Origin of the sequence: Oceanobacter sp. 4_MG-2023 (assembly GCF_030689165.1) — a bacterium.
Taxonomy (GTDB): Bacteria; Pseudomonadota; Gammaproteobacteria; order Pseudomonadales; family Oceanobacteraceae; genus Oceanobacter.
The window spans coordinates 335,000-360,913 of the sequence record NZ_JAUYVV010000001.1; the positions used below are offsets into that span (position 1 = coordinate 335,000).

The window sequence follows — 25,914 nt, forward strand, 5'->3', positions numbered from 1 at the left end:
ACCGATGAAATCACTCCAATATCTTGCTCATTTGTGTGTACTTGCTTCTTTTACTCATCAGTCACTGGCCGGAGCCTGCTATCCGACGACCTCAACCTCCGTCGGAGGCGCTGCCTTTTCTGTGCTGGAAGATGGCACCATCAGCATTGGCTCAGAGGGAGATTCTAAAACCTGTCAGGTCACCTTTTCAGGCAGTTCCAATGTTAACGTTGTCAGCGACGATCTTTACCAGGCAGATCCGAGTAAAACGGATTGTGGCCTGACTGCCAGCGATACAACACTGGATCATCTGACCCTGCCCACTTTTTTAACCACCAGTAGTTCTTCTATTTTCAGATACAAAAATAGTGGTGATACCTTTCAATACCCGAGCAACTGGTATCGTCTTGATAACAGCAAAACCCAGTTTTGCGTCAATGGTACTTCGCCTTGCACCACAGATATTGGTTATAACACCCCAGACGATGAGGTAGCCAGTTATCTCCTTAGCATTCAAAACAGCGGCAGTACCTATACCGCTGTATTTGATAACCGACAGGGTAGTGAATGGCAGGAAATAGAAGGAGGTACTGGTAGCCAGGGAGAAATTTATTTTAACTATGCCGTCACAACACCCGAGACTCCTTACCGTATCAACTACCTGAATATATCCAACACTGATGTTATCTATTTTGAACCTGGTAGCTACTATATTAACAAAATGTACTTGGCCGACCGAGTAACCATCGAGGTCGCCATGACAGAAGAGGATGGCAGTGCAGCAGGTGATGGCAGCGGCGTTGTAAAACTGTACTTGTATGATGGCACATCCATCATAGGTAACGGCGCTTGTATCAATGTCGCCGGTTGTGAACCTGGTAATCCAGATGAGCGTGATGATATACAATACCCAGAGCGCCTATATATATCCGTATACACCGGTGATTTTACAATTAATGACCAGGCTCAGGTTGCTGCGGGTATCTATGTTGATGACGGCACTCTTGAAATAAAAGCCAACTCTGGAACCTATTTTGTCGGAGAAGCCTTGGCATCCGATATCCAGGTAGGAAACAATTCGGGCGTGGAATATGCCTACCAAAATACCGGTATGTTTACGGAACTGTATATTGATTCGGCAGCTGAATCGGTAACACCAAATGACGGCATCTACAGTCTCGCATCTCCTGCAGTCAACCCGTCCTCCAATATTGGTGATCTGTCGTATATTCCTTATCAGACCGATGATACAACCGATGTCTCCTCGACAGACAGCCTGACAATGGACACAACATCAGACTATTACGGTACCGGTATTACCGGCCACCTGATGGCCTTTCCACTTACTTCCAGTGGCACCAGCAGCACCGCAAGCTGGGATGCCAACGACCAAATGACCACCGACCTGCGTGAAGAACGTCTCTGGTCAACGGATGCTTCTGGCAACCTGGTGAAATTTGCCAACCTGGACGATGCTGCCTTTGGGACTCTGTCGGATTTGGCCACAGAAACAATCATAAATTACACCATCACCCCCAATTATGCAGATGGCGATTATCTGGGCGACCGGGATTCAAGTTCATGGATCGGAGCCCCCTATACTACTCAGCCTGTGATACTCGGTGATCTGGTTATTTTTCATACCGATGATGGTTTTGTCTACGCCATTGACAGTAGTAGCGGCGAACTCCAGTGGGGCTTTATGCCTCGACCTCTGGTTTCCTACCTGGATGATTACAGCAGTTTTTACACCCAGCACTATATGGAAGGTCAAATTGCCACGATTGGTGATGATATCGTGGTTGGGTCAGCCAAAGGTGGAGCCCTTCACTATGCCCTCAAGCTGAGCTCCAGTGGCGGGCTCAGCAGCGTACTCTGGGTTGAAGAAAGCGGCGGCGACAACCCTCACCGCCCCATCACATTTACCAATAATGATAAACAATATGCCCTCTATGTCACCAACAGTACCGACATAGTCGTGCAAGAGCTGACTTCAGGCGCCTCTCAAAAAGTGTATGACGTATCATCCAAAACCAGCCAGATCACCTCTATGCCTCTGGCTTACCAGTACTACAGCAGTGATGGCAGCAGCAACAAACAAAATATTGAAGTCTCGTTTGGTGATAACGAAGGTAATGTCTACAGCGCTTTGGTCGTTAATAATGGCTCACTGAAAAACAGCCCATCCTGGTCCAAGGTAGGTAACGTGGGCACCTCATCCACGGTGGCAAAAAGTGTGCTCTGGTTACAATCTGCCACGTTAGCCGGAGATGATTATCTGGTGGCCCAAACCACAGAACGTATGAAAGTCTTCCGCTTGCCCGCCGCAGAAAACAGCTGGCAATCCGACTGGATCAGCATGGTAGGTGAGTCTGGCTACTGGAATGACAGCGGTGCCAGCTACACCAAGGAAACCGATCACAGCAACAACTATGAGCATATCCAGCTACTGGAAGACGACGTTACCATTACCGACCAGGTTGAAATTGCAGCCAGTGTGATTTTCCTCCCTCTGCAACGGGATACCGAAGAGAGCTGTGATGCTTATTACTACTTGTATGATCTCGACACTGGCCTGTTTCCGAGCAATGTATTGCATAACGATGCCACCGTGGATGGTAGCAATGTCAATATAGGAACAGGGAAGGCATACACACCGACTGTTGTGGTGATTGGCGATACCATCACATTACAGGGGCACAGTAGCGAAAACACCACTACCGATCTGGGGATAGACAATGCATTTACATTCACCACTGGTAACCAAGGCTGGTCTGGCTGGAGGGAGCTGCTTGATGAATAACGCCCAATACGCCGCTAGCCGCGGCGTTACTCTGATCGAACTAATGGTCACCATAACGATTATTGGTATTTTGTTTGTTGTTGGTATTCCCAGCTACAACAACTATGTCGTCAAAACCAACCGTAACGCGGCGGCTTCCTGCTTACTGGAAGTATCCCAGTCGCTGGAAAAACGTTATGCCGCAGCAACGGCCTATACGGGTGATACACCAAGCAACAGCTGTATCAGTGGTGTCAGCGACAGTTACACCATCAGCTCTAGTCTTGAAACCCATGCTTTCACGCTCAAGGCAACACCAACCGCCAATCAGGAAGACTGGGCCTGTGGCATCCTGACCTACAACCAGGCAGGCAACAAAGGCCTGGAAGCCCATAACGGAGTAACCGGTACGACTGACCTCTGCTGGTAATTGCGATGCACAAAAAACGGCGCCGAAGCGCCGTTTTTTGTGGGTACTCAACCGAGCAACATCATACTGACCGGTTATGCACCAAAGTAGCTGATCATCACACCAGCAGCCACCGCCGAGCCGATCACACCAGCAACGTTCGGACCCATGGCATGCATCAACAGAAAGTTCTGGGGATTAGCTTCCAGTCCTACCTTGTTGGAGACTCGCGCCGCCATCGGTACTGCTGATACCCCTGCAGAACCAATCAGTGGATTGATTGGATCCTTGGATACCTTGTTCATGATTTTGGCCATCACAACACCGGTAGCGGTACCAACACAGAATGCCAGCATGCCCAATACCAGAATGCTCAGGGTATCCAGATTCAGGAACTTGTCTGCACTCATCTTTGAGCCGACACCCAACCCCAAAAAGATAGTCACCACGTTGATCAAGGCATTCTGGGCAGTATCACTGAGACGATCCACCACACCAGACTCCTTCATCAGATTACCGAAGCAGAACATACCCAGTAAGGGAGCAGCAGAAGGAAGCAACAAGGCAACCAGAACCAACAAGGTAATCGGGAAGATAATCTTCTCGGCCTTGCTGACCGTGCGTAATTGCACCATCTGGATTTTACGCTCTTCCACTGAGGTCAGTGCCTTCATGATCGGTGGCTGGATCATCGGAACCAGAGCCATATAAGAATACGCTGCCACGGCAATCGCACCCAACAACTCAGGCGCCAGCTTCGATGCAATAAAGATCGAGGTTGGCCCATCCGCACCACCAATAATACCGATCGCAGAGGCCTGCTGCATGGTGAAGTCCATCACCCCGATATCCGTAAAGAAGGCAGCCCCAAACAGGGTACCAAAAATACCAAACTGGGCCGCAGCACCAAGCAACAGGGTTTTCGGGTTAGCCAGCAACGGACCAAAATCCGTCATTGCCCCGACACCCATAAAGATCAGTAGCGGAAACAGCCCGGTTTCAATACCGGCATGGTAGATGTAGTACAACAGACCTGCCGGAGCATCCAGGTGACCATGCGCATCAAATACCGGCGGCGCATAAAAACCAGCCCCGGGAATATTGACAAAAATGGTCCCCACCGCGATTGGTAGCAGTAGTAATGGCTCAAACTGAAACTTTGGATGTATGGCCAAAAACAGCAGCAAGCAACCAATCAGGATCATGGCACCCTGGCCAAGCTCCATCTGATACAAGCCGCTGTCATGCCACAGGTTAATCAAGCTTTCCATTCAGGCACTCCTTACGCGAGGTTGTACAGAGTGTCGCCCACTTTCACTGACACACCTTCTTTGGCTGAAACACCGGTCACCGTACCTGCTCGAGGAGCACGCACTTCGGTTTCCATCTTCATGGCTTCCAGAATCACGACAACATCGCCTTCTTCCACCTGATCGCCAGTATCAACCAACACCTTCCAGACATTGCCAGACAAAGGCGCACAGACAGGATCACCGTCACCGGATGCCGCAACCTCACCCGCTGTTGATGCAGCACCACCCATACTCAGCGGCGCTCCATTAACAGCGGCCAGATGCGTAACATCGCCACCATCATCCACTTTCACCACATAATCGTTACCATCAACGGAAATGGTGAAGGTATCTTCTGCATCACCTTTTGGAACCGGTTCAAATGCATCCGGATTGCCACGATTTTCGAGGAATTTCGGCGCAATCTGAGGGAACATGGCATAAGTCAGCGCGTCATCAATCTTGTCAGCTGCCAAGGTAATACCCTTGTCAGCGGCCAGCTTGTCGACGTTGGCGATCACCTTGTCCATCTCGTTTTCAATCAGGTCTGCAGGGCGACAGGTAATCACTTCCTTGCCATCCAGTACCTTGGCCTGCAACTCGGCATTCATCGGTGCCGGAGCTGCACCATATTCCCCTTTCAGAATACCTTGGGTTTCTTTTGAAATGGACTTGTACCGCTCACCCGTCAGTACATTCAAAACCGCCTGCGTCCCGACAATCTGGGATGTCGGTGTTACCAGAGGAATAAAGCCCAAATCCTCACGCACTCGTGGAATTTCGGCCAATACCTCGTCAAACTTGTCCGCAGCACCCTGTTCGCGCAACTGGTTTTCCATATTGGTCAGCATGCCACCGGGCACCTGAGCAACCAGAATCCGGCTGTCGGTGCCTTTGAGAGCGCCTTCGAACCTGGCGTATTTTTTACGCACAGCACGAAAGTACGCGGCAATTTCTTCCAGCAACAACAGGTCGATACCGGTATCACGCTCAGTGCCAGCCAATGCCGCTACAACGGATTCTGTCGCCGTATGACCATAGGTCATGGACATGGAAGAGATGGCGGTATCCACGCGGTCAATACCGGCTTCCACGGCTTTCAGAATCGTCATATCCGACAAACCGGAGGTTGCATGGGCATGCAGCTGAACTTCCAGATCCGTCTGGGCTTTCAGCTTGCTCACCAATTCAAAGGCAGTATAGGGCGTCAGTACCCCGGCCATATCCTTGATCGCAATGGAATCGGCACCCATGTCTTCGATTTGCTTGGCAAGACTGACCCATGATTCCATGGTGTGGACGGGGCTGGTTGTATAGGACAAGGTCCCCTGCGCATGTTTGCCTTGCTTTTTGACTGCCTTGAGAGCGGTTTCCAGGTTACGTGGATCGTTCATCGCGTCAAAGACGCGGAACACATCCACTCCGTTGGTCGCTGCCCGCTCAACAAATTTTTCGACCACATCATCAGCGTAGTGGCGATAGCCCAGCAGGTTTTGCCCCCGTAGCAGCATTTGATGCGGCGTTTTGGGCATGGCTTTCTTGAATTCGCGAATGCGATCCCAGGGGTCTTCTCCCAGAAAACGAATACAAGAGTCAAATGTTGCACCCCCCCAGGATTCCAGCGACCAGTAACCGACCTGATCGAGTTTTTCAGCAATCGGCAGCATATCGTCGATACGCATGCGAGTCGCCAGAATGGATTGGTGCGCGTCGCGTAACACGACGTCGGTGATTCCGAGTTTTTTAGAATCGGTCATGGATGATGGCCTTTTCTTCCGATAACGTTGTTAACGTTTTGGTTATTATGATTCGTGCACTACTTTTGGCGTGCACGATGTTCCTTGACCGCTGCTGACAGTACTTTCAGCAATTGCGGATCCACTCCCTGAGACTGGGGTCGTTTTTTTGCCGGTGTCGGCACAACCACTTCCTCGGGAGCATATTTATTTACCAGCTTGGACATGAATCCGGTAACAAATACCAGCATTGTCAAAAAGACAAATACCGTACCCATACCAAAAAACATCAATTCCAAACCTTGCGTGACGAGTCCTGGCTCAGACATGCAAGCGGCTCCTATTTAGTAATAATTTTTACGGACAGCGACGTGTTTTCCCATAAATTCTCACCAGAATAACCCGTGTTTATAGTGGGAATAACCGAATAAGACTACTTTAAAAGGACTAACGCTTTCAACTGCGCCAGATTGCGCAAAACGGCAGACAACCTCCAAATTAAGGCTCCAAGCTACTGATATCAGTAGTATTTCTGAAATCTATATCGACTATAGCCTGTACAAATAGTCAAATTGACACATTCCACCGTGATATACGGCCAAAGTAGAGGGCAAAAAACTTGACGCTAACACCAGACAATGATCAATTCGCGTCCAATTTCTAGCCAATGCCCTTCCTCTCCAGCGAGTTCCGCCATGTTGCCATTTGACCCCGACAGTTCCCTTTATATTGCGTTAGCACCCATGGAGGGATTAATGGATTTCCATTTACGGGAAATATTAACGGCCGTAGGAGGCATTGATCACTGCGTAACGGAATTTATTCGCGTTAGCCAAACGGTATTACCCAATCGAGTCTTTTTGAAATATTGTCCGGAACTGGCCCAGGGTGGAAAAACACTGGCAGGTACACCGGTACATATTCAACTATTGGGTAGTGACCCTGAGTTGATGGCCGCCAATGCGGCACGGGTCGCTGCACTTGGAGCACCCGCTATTGACCTTAACTTTGGCTGTCCAGCCAAAACTGTCAACCGCAGTCAGGGAGGTGCCGTGTTGCTGCAGTATACTGAACGCCTGTATGCCATCACCCGGGCCGTACGCGACGCAGTACCGGATCATATCCCCGTCAGTGCCAAGATGCGCCTGGGTTATACCGACAAGACCCTGGCCGTTGACAATGCCCAGGCATTGGCCTCAGCCGGTATCCAATGGCTCACCGTTCATGCCCGCACCAAAACCGAAGGCTACAAGCCACCTGCGTGGTGGCAATGGATTGCGGAGATCAAGCAAGCCCTCGACATTCCAGTATTAGCCAATGGCGAGATCTGGACACCCGACCAGGCACAAGCCTGCCAACAACAGAGCCAGTCACGGCTATTAATGATTGGTCGAGGTCTGGTCGCAAAGCCGGATCTGGGCCTGCAAATCAGGGCACAACAACAGGGAATTCCCTATCAGGCAATGAAGTGGCAAGACTATCTGACGCTGTGCTATCAGCTGGCAGCACGACTTGAACATCTGGAAGACAAGCAACTCACCGACCGAATGAAACAGTGGCTACATTATTATTCACTGCAATCAGCCGAAATGAGCGCTGTTTTTCAAGCCGTCAGACGTCATCGTAGCCGCCGTGATTTTTTTGCCGCGATGGCATCCTGGCAGCCGGCCTGATTCTGATAGTGCCCAGGTATTGCTCCGATACAAACAATCAAATGCTCAGCCAGGCGGCAGAATGGTTATGATGGTGGTACAGAAATGATCAGACACTCAGGTATTGATGGCAAAAGCTGCTGCAGACCAGATAAGCTTTCACCTGAAGCAGGTCATGTACTCAATAGTTGAACCAATTTGGTAGCTTGATCAATATTTTGAACGGGTCACTCTGTCATACTCATGATTATTGAGCTGTCAGTCAGGCAACAATGACTGTAACTGAACTTGTTGTACCCACTTATTTTACCGTTTGCACCAGGGAGAACATTATGAGCATCAATATTGGCATCAGTGACAGCGATCGTCAGGCCATTTCAGAAGGTTTGGGACGATTACTGGCTGACACGTACACTCTGTACTTGACCACTCACAACTTTCACTGGAATGTCACCGGGCCAATGTTCAACAGCCTGCATGTGATGTTCATGACGCAATACACCGAACTCTGGAATGCCGTTGATCCTATCGCGGAGCGTATCCGCTCTCTCGGGCATGCGGCTCCGGGGTCTTATGCCCAGTTTGCCGAACTGGCCTCACTGCCGGACGCTCCGGCTGTTCCACCCAAAGCGATGGAGATGGTAGCCATTCTGGCTCAGGGTCATGAATCTGCTGCCCGTACCGCCAGAAGCCTGTATGAACTGGTTGGTGCCGCCAACGATGAGCCAACAGCTGATCTGTTAACCCAACGTCTGACCGTGCATGAACAAACTGCCTGGATGTTACGTTCACTGCTGGAAGACTGATGCTCTGATCAGGTGTTTCAAACGATACGGCCTGCTGGTGTGTACCGGCAGGCCACTTTCCAGACAACAAACACATCGGTATACCAATCAAAACATTGTCATTTTTAATCCAGAGTCACAATTGTCACGTAATACCTACCAAACAACACCCCCTGCTTATTTCAACTTGAAAAACAAGTTGTTTGTGGAAATTATTTGTTACTTTATCCATTCTAAAAGTTCTTTTATGATCCCGGCTTCGGATTTAGTCTTGCGGTCTGTAAGACGATTTATCGACGCAACTATTGATTTGTCAGCAGCGCGGGCCACTGCCTGACAAGCGCCAGCGGAGTCTGGTGGCCTCAATACTGATAATAAGATCAAAGGAATGCTATCAGGAGAAAGCGTTAAGTAGTCGTTTCGAGTGTCGCCGTTCCTATACAGACCCCAAAAGCTTCCACATAGAGAAGCATCTCAACAGAAAACCTGCACTCGAATCCGAGTGCGGGCAGCCAGGTAGCGCAGACACCTAGGAGTTTTATATATGAGCGATGCGGACATCGTGTTTCAAAGCTACGGCCGTAGCTGCAACAACATTATCTTCTTTGAAGACTTTTATGACATATTCATTGGCAAGTCACACGACATTCGGGAGATCTTCAAAAACACCAACATGGAAGCCCAACGCGCCTTGCTGCGTAGTGGCATCTTGTGGCTGGTGATGCATTCCCGTGGCATGTCAGACACCAAAATCCGGGCGCTGGGAAAGAGCCACAGCCGTGCCGAAATGAATATCAACCCGATGTATTACAGCCTCTGGCTGGATGCCTTGATGGAAACCCTGGCTCGTCATGACCCTCAGTTTTCACCAGAGCTGGAAGCAACCTGGCGTCGTACTCTCAAACCCAGTATTGATATGATCAAGAGCATGTACTAATCAAAAACGTGTCTGATATATCTTATTGATCCAACTGTTAGTCTTGACCTCCTCACAGGTTTAAAAGCAGTCTTTAGGGGACATCTATTTAATCCGGTGCTCACTCTGGGCTACCGGATGGTTTCGAATCACGAAGCCGACTTGCAGGCCTGACGGGTCAAGTCAAAAGTCGGCGACACCGAGTCGAGATCATCCGGCAGCCCCCGAAGGGCGCGGGTTGCCGCCATCCAGTGCGGTGTTGACGAATTTGAAAAGGACTCGTCATTTCGCTGCATTCGTCGCCTTGCTCTGAACAACGGCAACACTCGCGCAGAGCCGTGCAGGATTAAATAGATGTCCCCTTTAGGCTGTTATATCACTCTGTGAAGGAGGTTTTGCATGAACGGACCAGCCGAACAACGTCATACCCCAAGAGTCGACGTATCATCCAGCGTCAGCGTTTTTCAACAAAACGACCTGTCTTATCTTGGCTTACTGCTGAACTGCTCTGATAACGGGTTGATGATCTCAACCTACGAACCCATTCCCCCCGGTACCGAACTGAGCTTGGAGCTTGTCGATATCCGGCCAGACCTCGATCTACACCGCACCGGCTTTTGCCAGGCTGAAGTTGTCTGGAGCAGGCCTCTCACACCCAGTCTGTACCGCGCCGGATGTCGGATAAAAGCCCCTTGTACCACCCTGGACAATATGATCAGAAGCTATCAAACCACTACTTCCAAACCAATGGGATCATAAACCCGTCACTCGTCAGGGCAACTTGCCAAGCCACCGACAATAAGCTTAGGCACTTGTTCTGACGATACGATGACATCGTCAAAGTAACCAGCCTCCGATCGTTGCCACGGCAATCCCCACCATCCAGACAGACATGCTACGAAAATGCAGCCGTTGCCATTCGTCCACTTCTGCAGCTGCCGCAGCACAATCCGCTGCGGCGCTGTGCCAGCAACGCTTCCCATCATGACTGAAAGACAACGCTGCGCTCGCCACATCCGCCAGCACTTGCTGACTGTCGATAGCCGTTTTCCACAACAGTTGTCGCCATACCGGTAATGCCACGGTCATATTACCGGCCAGACAATACGTTAGTCCCAGCAACCGGGCAGGCGCCCACTCCAGCCAATGCAAGCACCAGCGCGCAATACAAGCAGTCTGCCCCTCTGATTCCTCACCTTGCTGACAATCCGCTGCCGTCGTTTGAGGTACGTCATCCTCCGCCATGAGTGCGGCGGCTTCCTGGGCACGAACAAAATGCAGTGTCAGCCAGGCCAGCACCACGCCTCCTACATCGGCGAACATGTACCAGAAAACCATCAGAAAAAAATACTCGAACCAACGGTATTGCACAGTATGCAACACCTGGGCATTCAGACTTTCTGCATCCGCTGATAAACCGACCCCAGGCACGGAAACCGTTTCTTCCGCACAGAGAAACGCACCCTGCACATCACCATGAGCCAGATGTTCGCGGTAGCGTTTCAGGCCACCGCCAACATTGGCCTGAAACAAGACCAGTAATAACAAGCCGATTTCTGCAATCGCTGCCAGCAACCCCCAGGCAAACGACTCCAGCCAGATAAACAACAAGGTCACCAGAATACTGGGCAGAATGACCAATAGCAGAAACCGCGTGCGAGCACCCTGACGTTCAAACCCCGCCCAACGTTGCCACAGCCCCAACCAGCGACCATACAGGTCTCCCTGCCCCCAGCGACGAGCCCGAGGCAACTGTTGCTGCAGCAACAGCGCAATAAACAAAATCAGAAATTTCATAAGACATACTCATCTGGTTTCAGGGAATTCAGGTAGCGCGGCCAGTCAAATGCCGCACCCGGGTCCGTCTTGCGACCTGGTGCAATCTCGTTATGACCTGCTATACGGTTGCCAATCATGGGGTAATAGCGACGCAGAGCCATCGTTACCTGCGCCAGTACCTGATATTGCATATCAGAGTACGGTGTGTCATCACAGCCTTCCAGCTCGATACCAACAGAATAATCATTACAGTCTGGTCGACCTTTGTAACATGAAGCGCCAGCGTGCCAGGCACGGTCATTACCATTCACAAACTGGTAAAGCGTACCGTCCCGCTCGATCAGAAAATGACTGGAGACCTTCAAATCGGCAATGCCCGCAAAATAGGGATGCTCATCCGCAGCCAGCTGATTAGTGAAAAATCGCGGCACACACCCCGTGCCAAACTGACCTGGAGGCAAACTGATGTTATGAATCACCAGCAAAGACACAACCGCCTCTGGCGGACGCGGGCCAAAGTTGGGGGATGGCACCCAAAGCGCATCGGGCAAACGCCCGTCTTGTACATCCAGAATCAACGGTTTTCCCCGCTTTTTATGTTTATTCAGCGTTTATAATACACCGTATCTGTTATACAACCCCGTTAGACAGAGTCAGCATTCTTGCAGATACCCTTGCCAGCGTCGTGGCTGGCACTGTTGCAGCCAGAACTGCTGCTGGTCCCGGTGTTGCGAGTCGCCATGCACCAACGCCGCGTTCCGTGTAATATTCACCGCCACCGTGACCTGCCATCATGACCCGCGACCCAGAGACGACCCGGTCGCCCGGAGGGGCACAACACCTTGTATCTGTTATCCGTCCTACAATTCGTATCAAGAGCCATACCATGAACCTGAGCCTACACGCTGCCGATATTGCCACCGCCGTTGCCACCGCCCTCGCCGAAGATGTCGGCAGTGGGGATATTACGGCCCGCCTGATCCCGGTACAGCAACGCTCCCACGCCCGTATTATCAGCCGCGAACGAGCCATCATCGCCGGCAAAGCCTGGGTTGATGAAGTCTTCCGTCAACTGGATCCAAACGTTCAGGTTATCTGGCGTGTATCCGAAGGTGAATGGGTACGGCCTGATCAGGTACTGTTTGAATTGTCGGGATCATCCCGCAGCCTGTTGACCGGCGAGCGCTGTGCGCTGAATTTTCTGCAAACCCTGTCCGCTACCGCCACATTGTGTCGACAGTATGCCGATCGGGTCACGGGCACCCAGGTCAAATTGCTCGACACACGGAAAACCCTGCCCGGCTTGCGTATCGCACAGAAATACGCTGTCAGCGTCGGTGGCTGTTTTAACCACCGTACAGGCTTGTACGATGCCTTTCTGATCAAGGAAAATCATATAATGGCTTGCGGTGGTATTGCTCAGGCCGTTGCCGCAGCCCGTGACATTGCCCCGGGTAAACCCGTCGAGGTAGAAGTGGAATCCATGACCCAACTGGATGAAGCCATCAACGCCGATGCCGACATCATCATGCTGGATAATTTCACTCCTGCAGAAATGACCATCGCCGTACAACACGCCCGTGCTGCCACCACTCACCGTCCTGCTGGCCCGGTCAAACTGGAGGCGTCAGGCGGCATTACCGATGCCACCCTGCTGCCTTACGCACGCACCGGTGTCGATTATATTTCTATCGGTGCACTGACCAAGGATTGTAAAGCGATTGACTTATCCATGCGTATTACACTCTGACATGGCATTGGTCACAGACGGTTGATCACAAAAAATCTATAACGAATCTTTATATAAAGGGGACTTTTATGCATCTGACCTCATGGAATCGTTATCAGGCCTTTGCTGCCCACTTTGGCATTAGCCTGGTGTTGTTTTTTATTCTGGTGGCACTGGTATTTGGTGTCTGGTATCCCGGCATTCTCAGCGAAGCCGATCAAGGCTGGCATCAGGCACTGCTGATGATTGCCGGGGTTGATCTGGTACTGGGGCCGACACTGACCTTGCTGGTATTCAATCCAGCGAAAAAAAGTTTGAAGATGGATCTCAGTATCATTGCTGTGGTGCAACTGGCTGCACTGATTGCGGGCGTCTATACCGTCCACACAACCCGTCCGGTAGCGCTGTACGTTGCCTTCCCGCCGCAAGGTTATGAAATACTCTATGCCCAGACCCTGAACAGCGACACGTTAAAAGCCATTCAGACCAGTGATAACCAGGTATTTTATTATTTGCCCAACAGCGGTGGCTCGATCTTTGGCCCTGAAAATTACCAGCATCTGACGGCCGAAGAACTGCATCCCATCACCGATGGCGGTTTTATGGATTTTCTCCACAGCCGGGCACCGGCAGGCCTGTTCGAGTTTAACGACACCGTGAGACTGACCATCGGATTAACCGGCAACTGGCTGATCACCGATACCGAAGGCAAGGTGCTGGGCGTAAAATCCGGGCAGCAAATGCAAGAAGCGGCCACCGCAGAACGGGACCCTGTCAGCCCTGCGGTCAACCCGCCAGCGGAGCAGTAAATACGTCGTTGCTTACTGTACTTCCCCCGATAGGACTTCCCGATAAGTCTGGAGAGTAGCTTGGGCGTGAGCATGGAGTATGGGCCTGGAGTGCGGGATACTGTCGGCAATCGATATCACTCACCTCGTCCCCAGCCCCAGCCTTTTATGCTTCAGCGATAATCACCGCCCGCAACGGAGCGGGATACCCCTCAGCGGTTTTTGATATATCTTCCGGGTCCAGAAAATCCACCAGCGAGTTATAGCGCATCCAATCGGTCGTGCGCTGCTCATCCAGCGAGGTCCGGTTCAGATCCACCACGCGAGCATTACGGAAACCCGTACGCCGACACCACAACAACAAGGTCTCAACCGTTGGAATAAACCAGACATTCCGCATCATGGCGTAGCGATCTTCCGGCATCAGCACTTCCCCCTGAACACCATCAATCACCAGCGTTTCCAGCACCAGCTCACCACCGGGTTTTAATGCCCCGCGCAGCTCTTCCAGATGTTCAATCGGCGATTTGCGGTGATACAACACCCCCATCGAAAACACAGTATCAAAGGCTTTCAGGTTAGCAGGGACATCTTCCATTTTGAACGGCAACAGGTCTGCGCGGGGAGCCACGCCCTGTGCTGCGGCGACATAGCGCTTGATGGCCTGGAACTGCATCAGAAACAGCCGCGAAGGATCCACTCCCAGCACCCGGAACGCACCGGCACCCAGCATGCGCCAGAGGTGATAGCCCGAGCCGCAGCCAACATCCAGAACCGTACGCCCGGTCAGATCCGACAGGTGAGGCGCCAACCGTTGCCACTTCCAGTCGGAGCGCCATTCAGTATCAATATGGCTATCAACAATCCGAAACGGCCCTTTGCGCCACGGCATCAGCCCCCTCAGCCCGGCTTCAATCGCTTGCGCCTGTGTCGCAGTACAAGCAGCGCTGGTAATCGCCAGATCATCGGCATTGAGATCACAATCAAGCGCCGTCAGTGATGGCAACAAACGCAAGGCGTCCACCCAACGGGACTGATCGCCATGTTCCCGAGTAACCAGCAAATCCTGTAACTGACCGGGCAAGACATCGGCCCAGCGGCCCATCCGGCTGCCCTCCTCGCGCATCGCCTTCAGCACGTCATCAAACAGCGGCAACAGGGTCGCTGCGTCAGCAGCATCCAGATCAGCAAACAGAGGAGAAACATCAACGGGCATGAAGCAGACTCAAAAAAGAAGGGAACAAAAACCAACGTGCGTTAACGGTATTAGCGCACCGCCAGAAATGAAACAAAATTAAAACATTGATACCAGCGGGTTACCTGACGGAATCCAGCCGCCAACAGGCGCTGGCGGTGCACCTCTTCGCGTTCTGGAATCAGATAATTCTCAATCGCCGTACGTTTGCGTGCGATTTCCATTTCACTGTAGCCATTGGCGCGCTTGAAATCCCAGTGCAAGGCATCCTGCACCGGCTGTTCAGCCTCATCAAAGCAGATTTTTTCCGACAGGATCAGCGCCCCACCCGGCACAGTGGCTTCTGCAATACGGGTCAGCAAATCGAGACGCTGATCGAGGGCGATAAACTGCAACACATAATTCAGCGCCGTCACCGATGTTGTTTCCAGCGCCAATGAACAGATATCAGCCTGCAATAATTCCACCGCCGCCGAATCACCCGCCAGGGAGTGATCATCGAGAGCGATATAGTGAGCAGCGCGTTCCAGCATCGCCGCCGAGTTATCCACCCCGATAATCTGGCACCCCTGGGCACGGACCCCGTGACGCATCGCCAGTGTCACCGCACCCAGCGAGCACCCAAGGTCATACAGATGCGTATTATCCTGAGCGTAACGTCCGGCAATAATGCCAGACATGGCAACCGTCTCGGCATAGCCGGGGACGGAACGCTTGATCATATCGGGGAATATCCGTGCAACGGCGTCATCAAAACGGAAATCGGCACTGCGGGATTCACGAGTCTGGTAGAGGTCGTCACGCTCGTTCATACGGCTGTCTCTGGTCACTTATCAGGGCCAGTTCGTCTTGGCAGACGCTGGCAATCACAAATCGCCATGGTATCACAGCGACAACCGGGGCGGAGAAACCAGCCAATAATCAGCCGTTTATCAACAGGAGCAGGGACGCAACGGCACGGACAAAAAACCGGGGCAGCGGCCGCAGAAAAGCAGGATCAACGGCCGAGGACACAGCCAGGCCCTACGGTGGTGTTGCCAGTGATTCGTGTAATTCCGCTTCGGCATTGGCATCATCCACCAGGTTTTTGGCCAGGGCCTTTTTGACCCGCACCCCCTGCTTGCGGAAGCTGTCGGCCTGACTGAGCAAATTGCCCCGGCCAGATTTCAGCGAGTTCCAGGCCTCATCGTAACTCTTGTTTACCGTTGTCAGCTGGCTGCCGACTTTCTCGAATTTCTCGACCACCACCACCAGCTTGTCGTACAGTTTGCCAGCCTGATCGGCCAGTTTTTCCGTGCTCTGGTTACGTCGCTCAATCGCCCACAAACTGGCAACGGTACGTAACGTCGCCAGTAAGGTTGTTGGCGTTACCACCACGATTTTTTGTTCAAAGGCAGTATTAAACAGGCTTTCGTCGTGCTGAAAAGCCAGCATGAATGCGGGTTCAACCGGCATAAACAGAAACACAAAATCCGGCGAATTCAATCCGTTCAGATTCTGGTAAGCCTTGTCACTGAGGCTGCGAACGTGATTACGCACCGATTCGATATGCCGCTTCAATGCCGCGGCCTGCTCCAGCTCGGAGTCGGCATTGATATAATCGGTATAGGCATTCAGCGATACCTTGGAATCCACCACGATATGCTTGCCTTCCGGCAAGCGGATAATCACATCCGGCCGATAACGCTGGCCGCTGTCGTCCTGATGGCTTTCTTCACGGACATATTCAGCGCCCTTGCGCAACCCGGAGCGTTCAAGCACGGTTTCCAGCACCATCTCTCCCCAGTTGCCCTGGGTTTTGGTTTCACCCCGCAAGGCCGTCGTCAGTGCATGCGCTTCCGCTGACATATGCTGGTTGAGCTTGTGCAACTCCACAATCTGCGCCTGCAGAGAAGCCCGGTCACGGGTGTCACTGATGTGCACATCCTCGACTTTTTTGCGCAAGCCATCGAGCTGCTCCCGAAACGGTGTCAGCAAGCTGGTCAGCCCTTGCTGGCTCTGACGCGTAAACTGCTGCTGTTTCTGTTCGAAGATCTTTTGCGACAACTGTTCAAACTCCTGCAACAGCTGCTCCTTGTTCTGCTGCAGCAAGGCCAGTTTTTCATCGGCATGCTGTTGCTGCATTTTCCGCCCCTGACGCTCGCTGGCCAACTCTGTCTGGCATTCACTCAAACGCTGCTGCAAATCGGCCAAGCGGTTTTGCCACAATGACTGGGCCGCCTTGCGTTCACTTTCCAGCGCCTGCTTTTGCATCACCGCAGCATTACCACGCTCCTGCCAGCGAGCGGCTTCTGTGCGGGATGCATGCAATGCCACACCGGTTTCTTTCAGCTCGGTTTCCAGCAAGGAAATACGCTGTTCATACTGCTGTTGCATCAAGCTCGCCGCAGTTCTGGAGCGATGTCGCATGATCAGTGCCGTTACCAGCACACCGGAGATCAAACCAGACAGCGCCAACAAGACGTAACTGCCCACCATCTGGGACTCAAACGGAAACAACGCAGCCAGGGTCAATCGATCCATCAGAACATTCCTCTCAATCCGGCGCTGATGACATAGCTCTGCACATCATCAATATCTGCCCGGCCGTATTCCAGATTCAACGCCACAGGATACCCCTGCGACCCCGCCGACAAGGTCAATCCGGCTTGCCACATTGGCGTACAGCCCGATACCCGGTGAACCGCCTCCAGCCGTACAGCCCGGGTACGCAAACAGATGTTGCCATACCCCAGCCAGGGGCCAGACCCGGACCCGATCGGCAACATCGCCCGCACATCCCAACTGAATGCCACGCCGTGTTGTTGATAGACCGGATTCATGCTCTCGTCGTCCGGATCATCGTCATCCCCCATCCAAAGCCAGGCAGCCGCGCCAACCGACAGTATCGAATGCCAGCTGTAACCACCGCCTACCCGCAAAAAACGCCCTAACACCGCCCCCTGACCGTCATCATCCGGTTGGTCTTTATCATCAGGCCAATCGAATGCACTGATGCCATAGGCAGCATCCAGATAGGGATGCAATCCATCCTCAAACGCGTGGTTAGAAGCCGCCACCGGGATACTGGACCAGTCCGGTTGCGGCAAACGGATACTGACCTCAGCCAGGGTGGCTCCACTCAGCAGAACCAGACTGATCACCCATGCCATCCAATGCATACTGCGTCCCCCTGTTGCGGCCGATGCGGCGGTATATTCCGTGCGGTTTATGCCGGTTCGATCAGTTCAGCCAGAGAATGGATCAGCAGGTTGGGCTGACAGGTGGCAATATTTTCGCCGTGGTTATAGCCATAGGGTACCGCCACCGTGACACAACCGGCGGCTTTGCCAGCGTACATATCGTTGCGGGAATCTCCCACCATCATGGTTTGCTGTGGCTCGACTGCCATCAACTCACAGGCGTACAACAACTGCGCCGGATCGGGTTTGCGCTGCGGCAAGTCATCACCACACACCACAGCATCAAAGTACGGCTGCCAGCCGAGAGAATCCAGTATCACTTCGGTAAAAGCTCGGGGCTTGTTGGTCACCAGCGCCATACGAATCCCCAGTACCGCCAGGGTGGTCAGAGTCTTGGTAACGCCGGGATAAACGCCAGTGGCGTCATTCAGGTGAGCCAGATAAAACGGATCAAACAAGGCCTGGGCAGCAGCAACATCGGCGTCATCCAGTGCCAGAGCCTGCAGGTCATTCCCCTGGCACAAGGCCCGGCGTACCAGCATATCGACACCATTACCGACCCACTCTGCCACCAGTGTCTCCCCGGCGGGAGCCTGGCCCAGTTGCACCAGCATTTGATCAATCGCCGCCGCAAGATCCGGTACGCTATCGATCAAGGTGCCATCCAGATCAAACAGCAGCGCTTGCGGAACCGCTTTTTCACGGGCCGAAAAACAGGTTAATACCGGTTCACTCCAGATCGACATATCAGCAATACCTTTTGATGGATTTTAATCGTTGCGAGAAGGCGAAACAGCACTGGCCGCCAGCTGTGCACGCATCTGGTCAATCACGGCTTGGTAATCCGGCTGGTTGAAAATCGCCGACCCGGCAACAAACATATCGGCCCCGGCTTCGGCAATCTCCTGAATATTATCAACCTTGACGCCGCCATCGATTTCCAGACGAATATCCAGCCCGGACGCATCGATGCGCTGACGTACCTGGCGCAGCTTATCCAGTGTACCCGAAATAAACGACTGGCCACCAAACCCCGGGTTGACTGACATCAGCAGGATCACATCAAGCTTGTCCATCACATAATCGAGGTAATGTAATGGCGTAGCCGGGTTAAACACCAGACCAGCCTTACAGCCCAACGACTGGATCAACTGCAGGCTGCGGTCGATATGTTCCGACGCTTCCGGATGAAACGTAATATAAGTGGCTCCGGCATCAGCAAAATCCGCGATCAGGCTATCCACTGGCGACACCATCAAATGAACGTCTATCGGTGCCTTATAGCCATGGTTATCAAGATATTTTTTTAATGCCTTGCATACCATCGGCCCAATCGTCAGATTCGGTACGTAATGGTTATCCATCACATCAAAGTGAACCACGTCGGCACCGGCGTCCAGCACAGCGGCAACATCCTCTCCCAGACGGGCAAAATCAGCAGAAAGAATTGAAGGGGCAATCAGAAAATCACGCATGGTCAGGATAAACACCGGATAATGAACAAGCAGCCATTGTAAGCGGTGGGAAGCGCTTTTGCAGCCTGTCTCGGTGACCACATCATTCACCGGCTGTGCGGTGAGCAACAAGCCGTTGCCCAATCAGCGGTTTATACTTTAGTAGCGCGCCGTTAGACTCTCGAGCGATTTTCAACGAGAGCTTTTTGTGACAACACCCGCCCCCTCACTGCGCCTGCTACTTACCAGCCTGTTCTGGCCGGTTTATCTGCCGGGTTTTTTAACCGCCACGGCACAAACCGCCATTCTGGTGCTGTTACCGCTGTACGTGCTGGAGCTGGGTTACAGTCCAGCCATCGCCGCCCTGATGATGGCCACTCGCGGCATTGGCCAGCTGGCAGGCGATATTCCTGCCGGTATCGTCGCCGGGCGCTGGGGTGACAAAACCTGCCTGATGCTCGGGGCCGCTGGCTACGTCATCGGCTACAGCCTGATGACACTGACCGAAACACCTCTGCTGCTGGGACTGGGCGGTGTTATCGCTGGCATCGGCATGTCGTTTTCTTTAATCGGGCGACAATCGTACGTCACCAGCCGCGCACCGGTGCACCAGCGGGGCCGGGCAATTTCACTGATGGCCGGCGCCATGCGGATTGGCTCCCTGCTCGGCCCGGCATTGGGCGGCCTGGCCGCCGTGCAGTTTGGTTATCAGGCTACCTTTGTGGTGCTGGTACTGCTGTGCCTGCTGTCATTACTGGTGGTGCTGGTATCCGCCGACCGTGGCGAACCCGAGGTAAACCGTACCCCCCATAGCCTGGTCGCCATCATGCACGTACTGACCGATCACCGTCAGGCGTTTCTCAGTGCCGGCCTGGCAATGATTTCACTGCAATTCATGCGTGCTGGCCGAGTGGTGTTATTACCCCTGGCGGGTAACGCCATTGGGCTGTCGGTGGCCGAAATCGGTCTGGTGGTGGCCGCCGCTGCACTGATGGACAGCCTGATGTTTATTCCGGCAGGCATCATTATGGATCGCTGGGGACGCAAGGCCGCTGCTGCCCCCAGTCTGCTGCTGTTTGCCTGTGGTCTCGCCGCTCTCGGCTGGGCCGACAGCTACCTTGGCCTGTTGCTCAGTGCCCTGCTGATCGGTTTTGCCAACGGCGTCAGTGCCGGGCTGGTGATGGTACTTGGCTCCGACTTCGCCCCCACCACCGGCCGCGCCCGCTTTATGGGCGTCTGGAAACTGGTGTCCGATTCCGGCCAGGCAGCGGCACCACTGGCTATCAGCGCCATCCTCACCGTTGGCAGCCTGTTATTGTGCTCACAGCTGATTGCCGCCACCGGGTTGATTGGGCTGTATGTGATGGCATCACGGATGAATGAAACCTTGATAAAAAAACACTGACTCTCTACACAACCCGGCAGGATGTTGAACCCACAAAGCCAAGCAGTAAAAAAACGGTTGCGTTACAATGCCGGGCTAATATTTATGTCTGCCGGATTCGTTTGTCAGCCTGGCTTCTGCCAATCCGGAATTCGGTTGCCAGCCGTTACGCTGGGCAACATCACCAAGATGCACAGAAGGAAACCTCATGACCGACCGCTTGACGATCACTCGCCCAGACGACTGGCATTTGCACGTTCGCGATGGTGAGGTACTGCAACACACGGTACCGGCTACCGCCCGGGTGATGAAACGAGCGATCATCATGCCGAATCTGCAACCGCCCGTCATGGATGCTGAACAGGCACTGGCGTACCGTGCGCGTATTCTGGCCCAGGCCGGGGATTCCCACTTTGACCCTCTGATGGTGCTTTACCTGACCGATAACACCACCCCCGACATGATCAGCGCCGCCAAAGCCGCAGGTCATATTGTCGCGGCCAAACTGTATCCGGCAGGTGCAACCACCAACTCGGCTTCCGGTGTGACCGATCTGGGCAAGCTCGACGAGGTCTGTGCGGCACTGGCTGAAAACGATATGAAGCTGCTGGTACACGGCGAAGTCACCCACAGCGATGTGGATATATTTGACCGCGAAAAAGCCTTTCTCGACACCGTATTGGCCCCACTGGCCAGCAAGCACAGCGCCCTGAGTCTGGTGGTGGAACATATCACCACCAAAGAAGCGGCTGAGTTTGTGCAAAGCCAGGGCGATAACGTCGCCGCAACCATTACCGTGCAGCATCTGGCCTATAATCGTAATCACATGCTGGTTGGTGGCATCAAGCCGCATTTTTATTGTTTGCCGATACTGAAACGCAATATCCACCAGCAAGCGCTGCAAGACGCCGTGGTTTCTGGCAACCCGCAGTTTTTTCTCGGCACCGACAGTGCTCCCCATGCCAGAGGCGCCAAAGAAAGTGCCTGTGGTTGCGCCGGTTGCTATAGCGCTTATGCTGCGATTGAACTGTACGCCGAAATTTTTGAAGACCTCGGTGTGCTGGAAAACCTGGAAGGCTTTGCCAGCCATCACGGCCCCGATTTTTACAATCTGCCACGCAACGAAGACACCATCACCCTGGTGAAATCCGAGTGGCAGGTACCTGGCGAGATGCCATTTGGCAACGATATCATTGTGCCATTGCGTGCGGGTGAAACCCTGCGCTGGCAACTGCAAAACTCCTGAAGATAAGGCTTAGGATGAGTACAACTCCCGCTGGAAACGGCGACAAGCAGGAAAAAACCCCAATGGCCCAACGCTTCCGCGGCTTTTTGCCCGTGGTCGTGGATGTGGAAACCGGGGGATTTAATTCCGATACCGACGCCCTGCTCGAAATTGCCATGGTCACCCTGCGCATGGACGACGAAGGCTATATTCACCCCGACCAGACGCTGGCAGCGGAAGTGCATCCGTTCGACGGTGCCAACCTGGAAAAGGAAGCCCTCGATTTTACCGGCATCGATCCGTTCGACCCTGAACGTGATGCCGAATTTGAAATCGACGTACTGACCAATATGTTCCAGGTGATTCGTCGTGAGATCAAACACTACGGCTGCAATCGAGCGGTACTGGTGGGCCATAACGCGCACTTTGATCACGCCTTTTTGCGTGCTGCAATTGAGCGTAACGACATCAAGCGAGACCCGTTTCATCCGTTTTCGTCCTTTGATACCGCTTCGATTGCGGCTATCTCACTCGGACAAACCGTACTGGCCAAAAGCTGCCTGACCGCCGGGCTCGATTTTGACAACAGCGCCGCCCACAGTGCCGCCTACGACACCTGGAAAACCGCTGAGCTGTTCTGTTTTATCGTCAATCGCTACAAGGATCTGGGCGGTTGGCCCTTGGACATTAAACCCGGTACCGAGTTGTCAGACTGATACCAAACGCCGCTGATCATGACCAGCGGCGTTTTTGGTGAAGCCCGATGGGTTGCGACCATCACGCTGCAGCAACCTGAATGTGTTGATGTTTCACTCTTGCACGCAATATGAGATTTCCCCTTGGACTACGAATTCTGGTTTGAAGGCAACAAGCCTGTCGCCCGTCTTGATGAAGAACATTCTTTGCTTAGCCACTGGCTAACCGACGAAATAGGCGACGATCTGAAACACCTGCGCGCACTGATCACCACTGCAGAATTACTGCAATCCGGTGGTTTGCGGGATTATCGCTGGCAGGGCAAAGAAACCATTCTGAAAATGACCCAACATGAAGTCGATCTGGCCTCCAACACGCTGCTGTACGACGAAGACCTGGATCTGGAAGAGGACCTGATCCTGCATGATTACGACCTGACCACAGGCTGCGGGCTGGAAGACTTTATTGAGCTGCTGCAAGCCTGGAAAGAATTTATCGCCAGCTGAGCTGACCATTGTCGATTTCTGGAGTCACCATGTACGTCCATACCGATTACCGTATACGACTGGCACAAGCGGCCGATGCCAGCGCCTGTTTTGCCATTGAACACAGCGCTTACGAAGGGGATGAAGCCGCCACTCTGGAGACCATCCAGCGGCGCATTGAGCAGTATCCGCAAGGATTTCTGGTACTGGAGCTGGCTGGCGCCATCATTGGCTTTGTAAACTCCGGTTGCTGCTTCAAGGTAGCCATGGACGACGAACACTTCAAGCAGTTGCTTGGCCACGACCCGGAAGGCCCGGAGAACGTTGTGATGTCGGTGGTGATTCACCCGGTCTGGCAACGCCATGGCTGGGGCCGCACCTTGCTCCTCAATTACATTGAGCATATGCGCCGTCTCCACAAGCAACGGATTCACCTGATGTGCCGCAGCCATCACATCCGTTTTTACCAGCGTTGCGGGTTTATCTACCAGTCAGAGTCCGCCTCCAACCACGGTGGCTTGCACTGGCATGATATGACCTTGTCATTGCCTAACCCCTGACCAACCGATTAACGTGCCCGATAGATCACCCCCGGGTGGCAGGGCACCGTCTCGAAATACTCCCTCAGATTCTGCACCTGCTCGGACACCCCAAGCACCAGATAACCCTGCGGGTTCAGGCTGCCATGCAGGCGTTTGATCAAATCCAGCTGCAACTTCGCTGCAAAATAAATCAGCACATTGCGGCAATAAATCACATCGAAGCGGCCCAGCCCGTCAAAACCATGCTGCAAATTGTGTTGGCGAAACTCGACCCGCTGCTTGATACGCGAATCCAGCCGCCAGCGCCCTTCTGCCAGAGGCTGAAAATACTGGCGCCAGTATGGCTCCGGCATGCCGCGAGTCATGGCCAATGACGGATAAACGCCGTCCTTCGCCTGCGTCAGCACCGCCTGGGAAATATCCGTCGCCAGAATCTGCTCCCCGACCGCCAGACGGCCCGGTGAACGCTGGCGAAATTCCTCGATTTCGATACTCAATGAATAAGGTTCCTGCCCCGACGAACAGGCCGCAGACCACAACCTCAGCGGCCGACGTAACGCCGCCAGTTCTGGCAACAAACGTTCGCGGAATACCCGATAAGGGGAATCATCCCGAAACCACTGTGTTTCGTGGGTGGCCATGGCTTCGATGACTTTTTCCTGCAAACGCTGGTCGCCGTCGAGGCTATCCAGCAACGCAGTAATCGAGCCCAATTGCTGCTGGGCCAGTAATTGCTTCAGGCGACTGCTGAGTAAATAATCCTTGCCGTCTCCCAGCACAATGCCACTGGACTGCTCCAGCATATCTTGAAACCGTCGGTATTCATTCGCTGTGATCTGGAATGTCATAGTCAATCCTGAAAAATCCGGCGCCAACCAGAGGTCTGAAATCTACATCGGCTATTTATCAGCATAGCCGTAAACCGAGAAACAGCCGTAAACAGGAAAACACCGCAAGCAGTATTTGTTACCAGACCACAGCCACACCAAGGATCATCCTACATTGCGCCAATGACGTTCAAAGGTCATCGGTGGACTATTCACAAACCAGCACAGACACAGGCAAACCAGCCAGACACATTTAAAACCAGGCTTTCACACCCAGCAGCCACTCTGTGGCCGCAGACTCACCCAGTATATCTGCCGTTGCACCATAAACATGACGACGTTCAACCCCGACATACGGTGCGAACTGACGGCTGAATTCATAACGAAAGCGGCCACTGAACTGTGTGTCATTCAGGCCTTGGGCAAACGTATCTTGTGGATCTCGTTTGCCAGCGGCTGTTAATTTCCCTTCCAGTCCGAGAATCCAGCGCTGGGTCAGCAGCAGATCGTATTCGGTCTCCAGCTCCAACCGGGTAATGCCCTGCTCGCCCACAAACACCATCGCCTGGCTCTCCAGCCAGTAAGGAGCCAACCCTTGAAACCCGGCACCGACCCAGTACCGAGACCGCTCTGGCGTAGTGTCATACCGCACACCAAGCTGGGTATTCCAGAAAGCGGTCACCGCATGACGCCAATACAAGCCTAACTCGGCCTCGGTGTCACCTTGCTGGTGTTCGCCATCGAGTTGTACCACAGCCCGATCCCATGTGGTGCCATACCAGTATTCGCCACCCAATCGTGAGGAGGTTGAACCATCGTGCTGCGCCCATTCGAACTGGTCGATGATCAGTGCCGAGAAGTGATGCTCGTCGGCCAGACGTAGCTGCCGATCCCCTGGCCTCGCGTAAGGACCTGAGGTCAACGTGTAGCCGCCCGAGTAGGCATGAGGATCACGTGCATCAGCAGGTGCTGTTCCACCTTGCATATTCATCTCACCATGATTCATCTCACCATGATTCATCTCACCATGATTCATCTCACCATGATTCATCTCACCATGATTCATCTCACCATGAT

At 53.1% G+C, this 25,914-nt stretch carries 26 protein-coding genes; 13 read left to right on the forward strand and 13 right to left on the reverse strand.

The genetic code is table 11. From position 1 onward, the window contains the following. Positions 1–4 precede the first annotated feature (4 nt). Together Q8W24_RS01555 and Q8W24_RS01560 are read left to right on the forward strand one after the other, a co-directional pair. Positions 5–2,782 (forward strand): hypothetical protein, encoded by a 2,778-nt coding sequence (locus Q8W24_RS01555; protein WP_305474157.1) that lies wholly within the window; start codon positions 5–7, stop codon positions 2,780–2,782. Then, positions 2,775–3,191, forward strand: coding sequence for a type IV pilin protein (locus Q8W24_RS01560; RefSeq protein WP_305414934.1), 417 nt, complete (start codon positions 2,775–2,777; stop codon positions 3,189–3,191). Before Q8W24_RS01555 ends, Q8W24_RS01560 begins: the two co-directional genes overlap by 8 nt. 74 nt (positions 3,192–3,265) lie before the next feature. Here Q8W24_RS01560 and Q8W24_RS01565 read toward each other — a convergent pair whose 3' ends face one another. From Q8W24_RS01565 to Q8W24_RS01575, 3 genes are read right to left on the reverse strand one after another with little or no spacing between them, the layout of a single operon-like run. Continuing rightward, positions 3,266–4,441: a sodium ion-translocating decarboxylase subunit beta gene (locus Q8W24_RS01565; RefSeq protein ID WP_303434830.1), complete on the reverse strand. Its 1,176-nt coding sequence runs from the start codon at positions 4,439–4,441 to the stop codon at positions 3,266–3,268. 11 nt (positions 4,442–4,452) lie between these two features. Continuing rightward, positions 4,453–6,219 carry a sodium-extruding oxaloacetate decarboxylase subunit alpha gene (gene oadA, locus Q8W24_RS01570; protein WP_303434831.1) on the reverse strand — a complete coding sequence of 589 codons (1,767 nt, stop codon included), beginning with the start codon at positions 6,217–6,219 and terminating at the stop codon, positions 4,453–4,455. 59 nt (positions 6,220–6,278) lie between these two features. Further along, positions 6,279–6,527 (reverse strand): OadG family protein, encoded by a 249-nt coding sequence (locus tag Q8W24_RS01575; RefSeq protein ID WP_305414932.1) that lies wholly within the window; start codon positions 6,525–6,527, stop codon positions 6,279–6,281. A 414-nt stretch (positions 6,528–6,941) separates the two neighbouring features. On the opposite strand from Q8W24_RS01575, the gene Q8W24_RS01580 reads away from it, so the two are divergent. The 4 genes from Q8W24_RS01580 to Q8W24_RS16870 all read left to right on the forward strand — a co-directional run bounded on the left by Q8W24_RS01580 (position 6,942) and on the right by Q8W24_RS16870 (position 10,310). Further along, on the forward strand, positions 6,942–7,871 hold the full coding sequence (locus Q8W24_RS01580; RefSeq protein ID WP_370693295.1) for a tRNA dihydrouridine synthase: 930 nt from the start codon (positions 6,942–6,944) through the stop codon (positions 7,869–7,871). Positions 7,872–8,182: 311 nt separating this feature from the next. Continuing rightward, positions 8,183–8,656, forward strand: a complete 474-nt coding sequence (locus tag Q8W24_RS01585; protein WP_303434834.1) for a Dps family protein — start codon at positions 8,183–8,185, stop codon at positions 8,654–8,656. A 523-nt stretch (positions 8,657–9,179) separates the two neighbouring features. Further along, complete coding sequence (locus Q8W24_RS01590) at positions 9,180–9,572, forward strand: globin (protein WP_305414929.1); 393 nt, start codon at positions 9,180–9,182, stop codon at positions 9,570–9,572. A 378-nt stretch (positions 9,573–9,950) separates the two neighbouring features. Beyond that, entirely contained in the window at positions 9,951–10,310 is a 360-nt protein-coding gene (locus Q8W24_RS16870; protein WP_303432355.1) for a PilZ domain-containing protein, read from the forward strand. Between the two features lie 78 nt (positions 10,311–10,388). On the opposite strand, the gene ampE is transcribed toward Q8W24_RS16870, so the two are convergent. Both ampE and ampD read right to left on the reverse strand, forming a co-directional pair. Further along, complete coding sequence (ampE, locus tag Q8W24_RS01595) at positions 10,389–11,348, reverse strand: regulatory signaling modulator protein AmpE (RefSeq protein WP_303432356.1); 960 nt, start codon at positions 11,346–11,348, stop codon at positions 10,389–10,391. Further along, positions 11,345–11,908, reverse strand: coding sequence for a 1,6-anhydro-N-acetylmuramyl-L-alanine amidase AmpD (ampD, locus tag Q8W24_RS01600; protein WP_370693293.1), 564 nt, complete (start codon positions 11,906–11,908; stop codon positions 11,345–11,347). Before ampD ends, ampE begins: the two co-directional genes overlap by 4 nt. A 308-nt stretch (positions 11,909–12,216) precedes the next feature. Here ampD and nadC point away from each other — a divergent pair, with 308 nt between their 5' ends. Continuing rightward, complete coding sequence (nadC, locus tag Q8W24_RS01605) at positions 12,217–13,080, forward strand: carboxylating nicotinate-nucleotide diphosphorylase (RefSeq protein ID WP_305414928.1); 864 nt, start codon at positions 12,217–12,219, stop codon at positions 13,078–13,080. Between the two features lie 68 nt (positions 13,081–13,148). Next, positions 13,149–13,868, forward strand: coding sequence for a hypothetical protein (locus Q8W24_RS01610; protein ID WP_303432359.1), 720 nt, complete (start codon positions 13,149–13,151; stop codon positions 13,866–13,868). Between the two features lie 145 nt (positions 13,869–14,013). Here Q8W24_RS01610 and cmoB read toward each other — a convergent pair whose 3' ends face one another. The 6 genes from cmoB to rpe form a co-directional block, all read right to left on the reverse strand. Then, a complete protein-coding gene (cmoB, locus tag Q8W24_RS01615; RefSeq protein ID WP_305414926.1) occupies positions 14,014–15,063 on the reverse strand; it encodes a tRNA 5-methoxyuridine(34)/uridine 5-oxyacetic acid(34) synthase CmoB in 1,050 nt (349 codons plus the stop codon). A 50-nt stretch (positions 15,064–15,113) separates the two neighbouring features. After that, a complete protein-coding gene (cmoA, locus tag Q8W24_RS01620; protein ID WP_303432362.1) occupies positions 15,114–15,854 on the reverse strand; it encodes a carboxy-S-adenosyl-L-methionine synthase CmoA in 741 nt (246 codons plus the stop codon). Between the two features lie 211 nt (positions 15,855–16,065). Then, positions 16,066–17,565 carry a DNA recombination protein RmuC gene (gene rmuC / locus Q8W24_RS01625; RefSeq protein ID WP_305414923.1) on the reverse strand — a complete coding sequence of 500 codons (1,500 nt, stop codon included), beginning with the start codon at positions 17,563–17,565 and terminating at the stop codon, positions 16,066–16,068. After that, a complete protein-coding gene (locus tag Q8W24_RS01630) occupies positions 17,565–18,203 on the reverse strand; it encodes a hypothetical protein (RefSeq protein WP_305414921.1) in 639 nt (212 codons plus the stop codon). The genes rmuC and Q8W24_RS01630 overlap by 1 nt, the downstream gene beginning before the upstream one ends. A gap of 47 nt (positions 18,204–18,250) precedes the next feature. Beyond that, positions 18,251–18,970 (reverse strand): phosphoglycolate phosphatase, encoded by a 720-nt coding sequence (locus Q8W24_RS01635; RefSeq protein WP_303432368.1) that lies wholly within the window; start codon positions 18,968–18,970, stop codon positions 18,251–18,253. Between the two features lie 24 nt (positions 18,971–18,994). After that, entirely contained in the window at positions 18,995–19,699 is a 705-nt protein-coding gene (rpe, locus tag Q8W24_RS01640; RefSeq protein WP_305415013.1) for a ribulose-phosphate 3-epimerase, read from the reverse strand. Positions 19,700–19,886: 187 nt separating this feature from the next. Between rpe and Q8W24_RS01645 the strand changes: the two genes are divergently transcribed. The 5 genes from Q8W24_RS01645 (at position 19,887) to Q8W24_RS01665 (ending at position 24,028) form a co-directional block, all read left to right on the forward strand. Beyond that, on the forward strand, positions 19,887–21,083 hold the full coding sequence (locus Q8W24_RS01645) for an MFS transporter (protein WP_303432370.1): 1,197 nt from the start codon (positions 19,887–19,889) through the stop codon (positions 21,081–21,083). A gap of 187 nt (positions 21,084–21,270) precedes the next feature. Beyond that, positions 21,271–22,308, forward strand: a complete 1,038-nt coding sequence (pyrC, locus tag Q8W24_RS01650) for a dihydroorotase (protein WP_305414919.1) — start codon at positions 21,271–21,273, stop codon at positions 22,306–22,308. A 14-nt stretch (positions 22,309–22,322) separates the two neighbouring features. Beyond that, positions 22,323–23,003, forward strand: a complete 681-nt coding sequence (rnt, locus tag Q8W24_RS01655; RefSeq protein ID WP_303432375.1) for a ribonuclease T — start codon at positions 22,323–22,325, stop codon at positions 23,001–23,003. Positions 23,004–23,126: 123 nt separating this feature from the next. Next, complete coding sequence (locus Q8W24_RS01660) at positions 23,127–23,489, forward strand: YacL family protein (RefSeq protein WP_303432377.1); 363 nt, start codon at positions 23,127–23,129, stop codon at positions 23,487–23,489. Between the two features lie 29 nt (positions 23,490–23,518). Next, a complete protein-coding gene (locus Q8W24_RS01665; protein WP_303432379.1) occupies positions 23,519–24,028 on the forward strand; it encodes a GNAT family N-acetyltransferase in 510 nt (169 codons plus the stop codon). Between the two features lie 8 nt (positions 24,029–24,036). Here the strand turns inward: Q8W24_RS01665 and Q8W24_RS01670 are convergent, their stop codons facing one another. Both Q8W24_RS01670 and Q8W24_RS01675 read right to left on the reverse strand, forming a co-directional pair. Continuing rightward, a complete protein-coding gene (locus Q8W24_RS01670; protein WP_305474160.1) occupies positions 24,037–24,858 on the reverse strand; it encodes a protein-glutamate O-methyltransferase CheR in 822 nt (273 codons plus the stop codon). Positions 24,859–25,090: 232 nt separating this feature from the next. Then, a partial coding sequence (locus Q8W24_RS01675) for a copper resistance protein B (RefSeq protein ID WP_305474163.1) occupies positions 25,091–25,914 on the reverse strand: 824 nt, incomplete at its 5' end.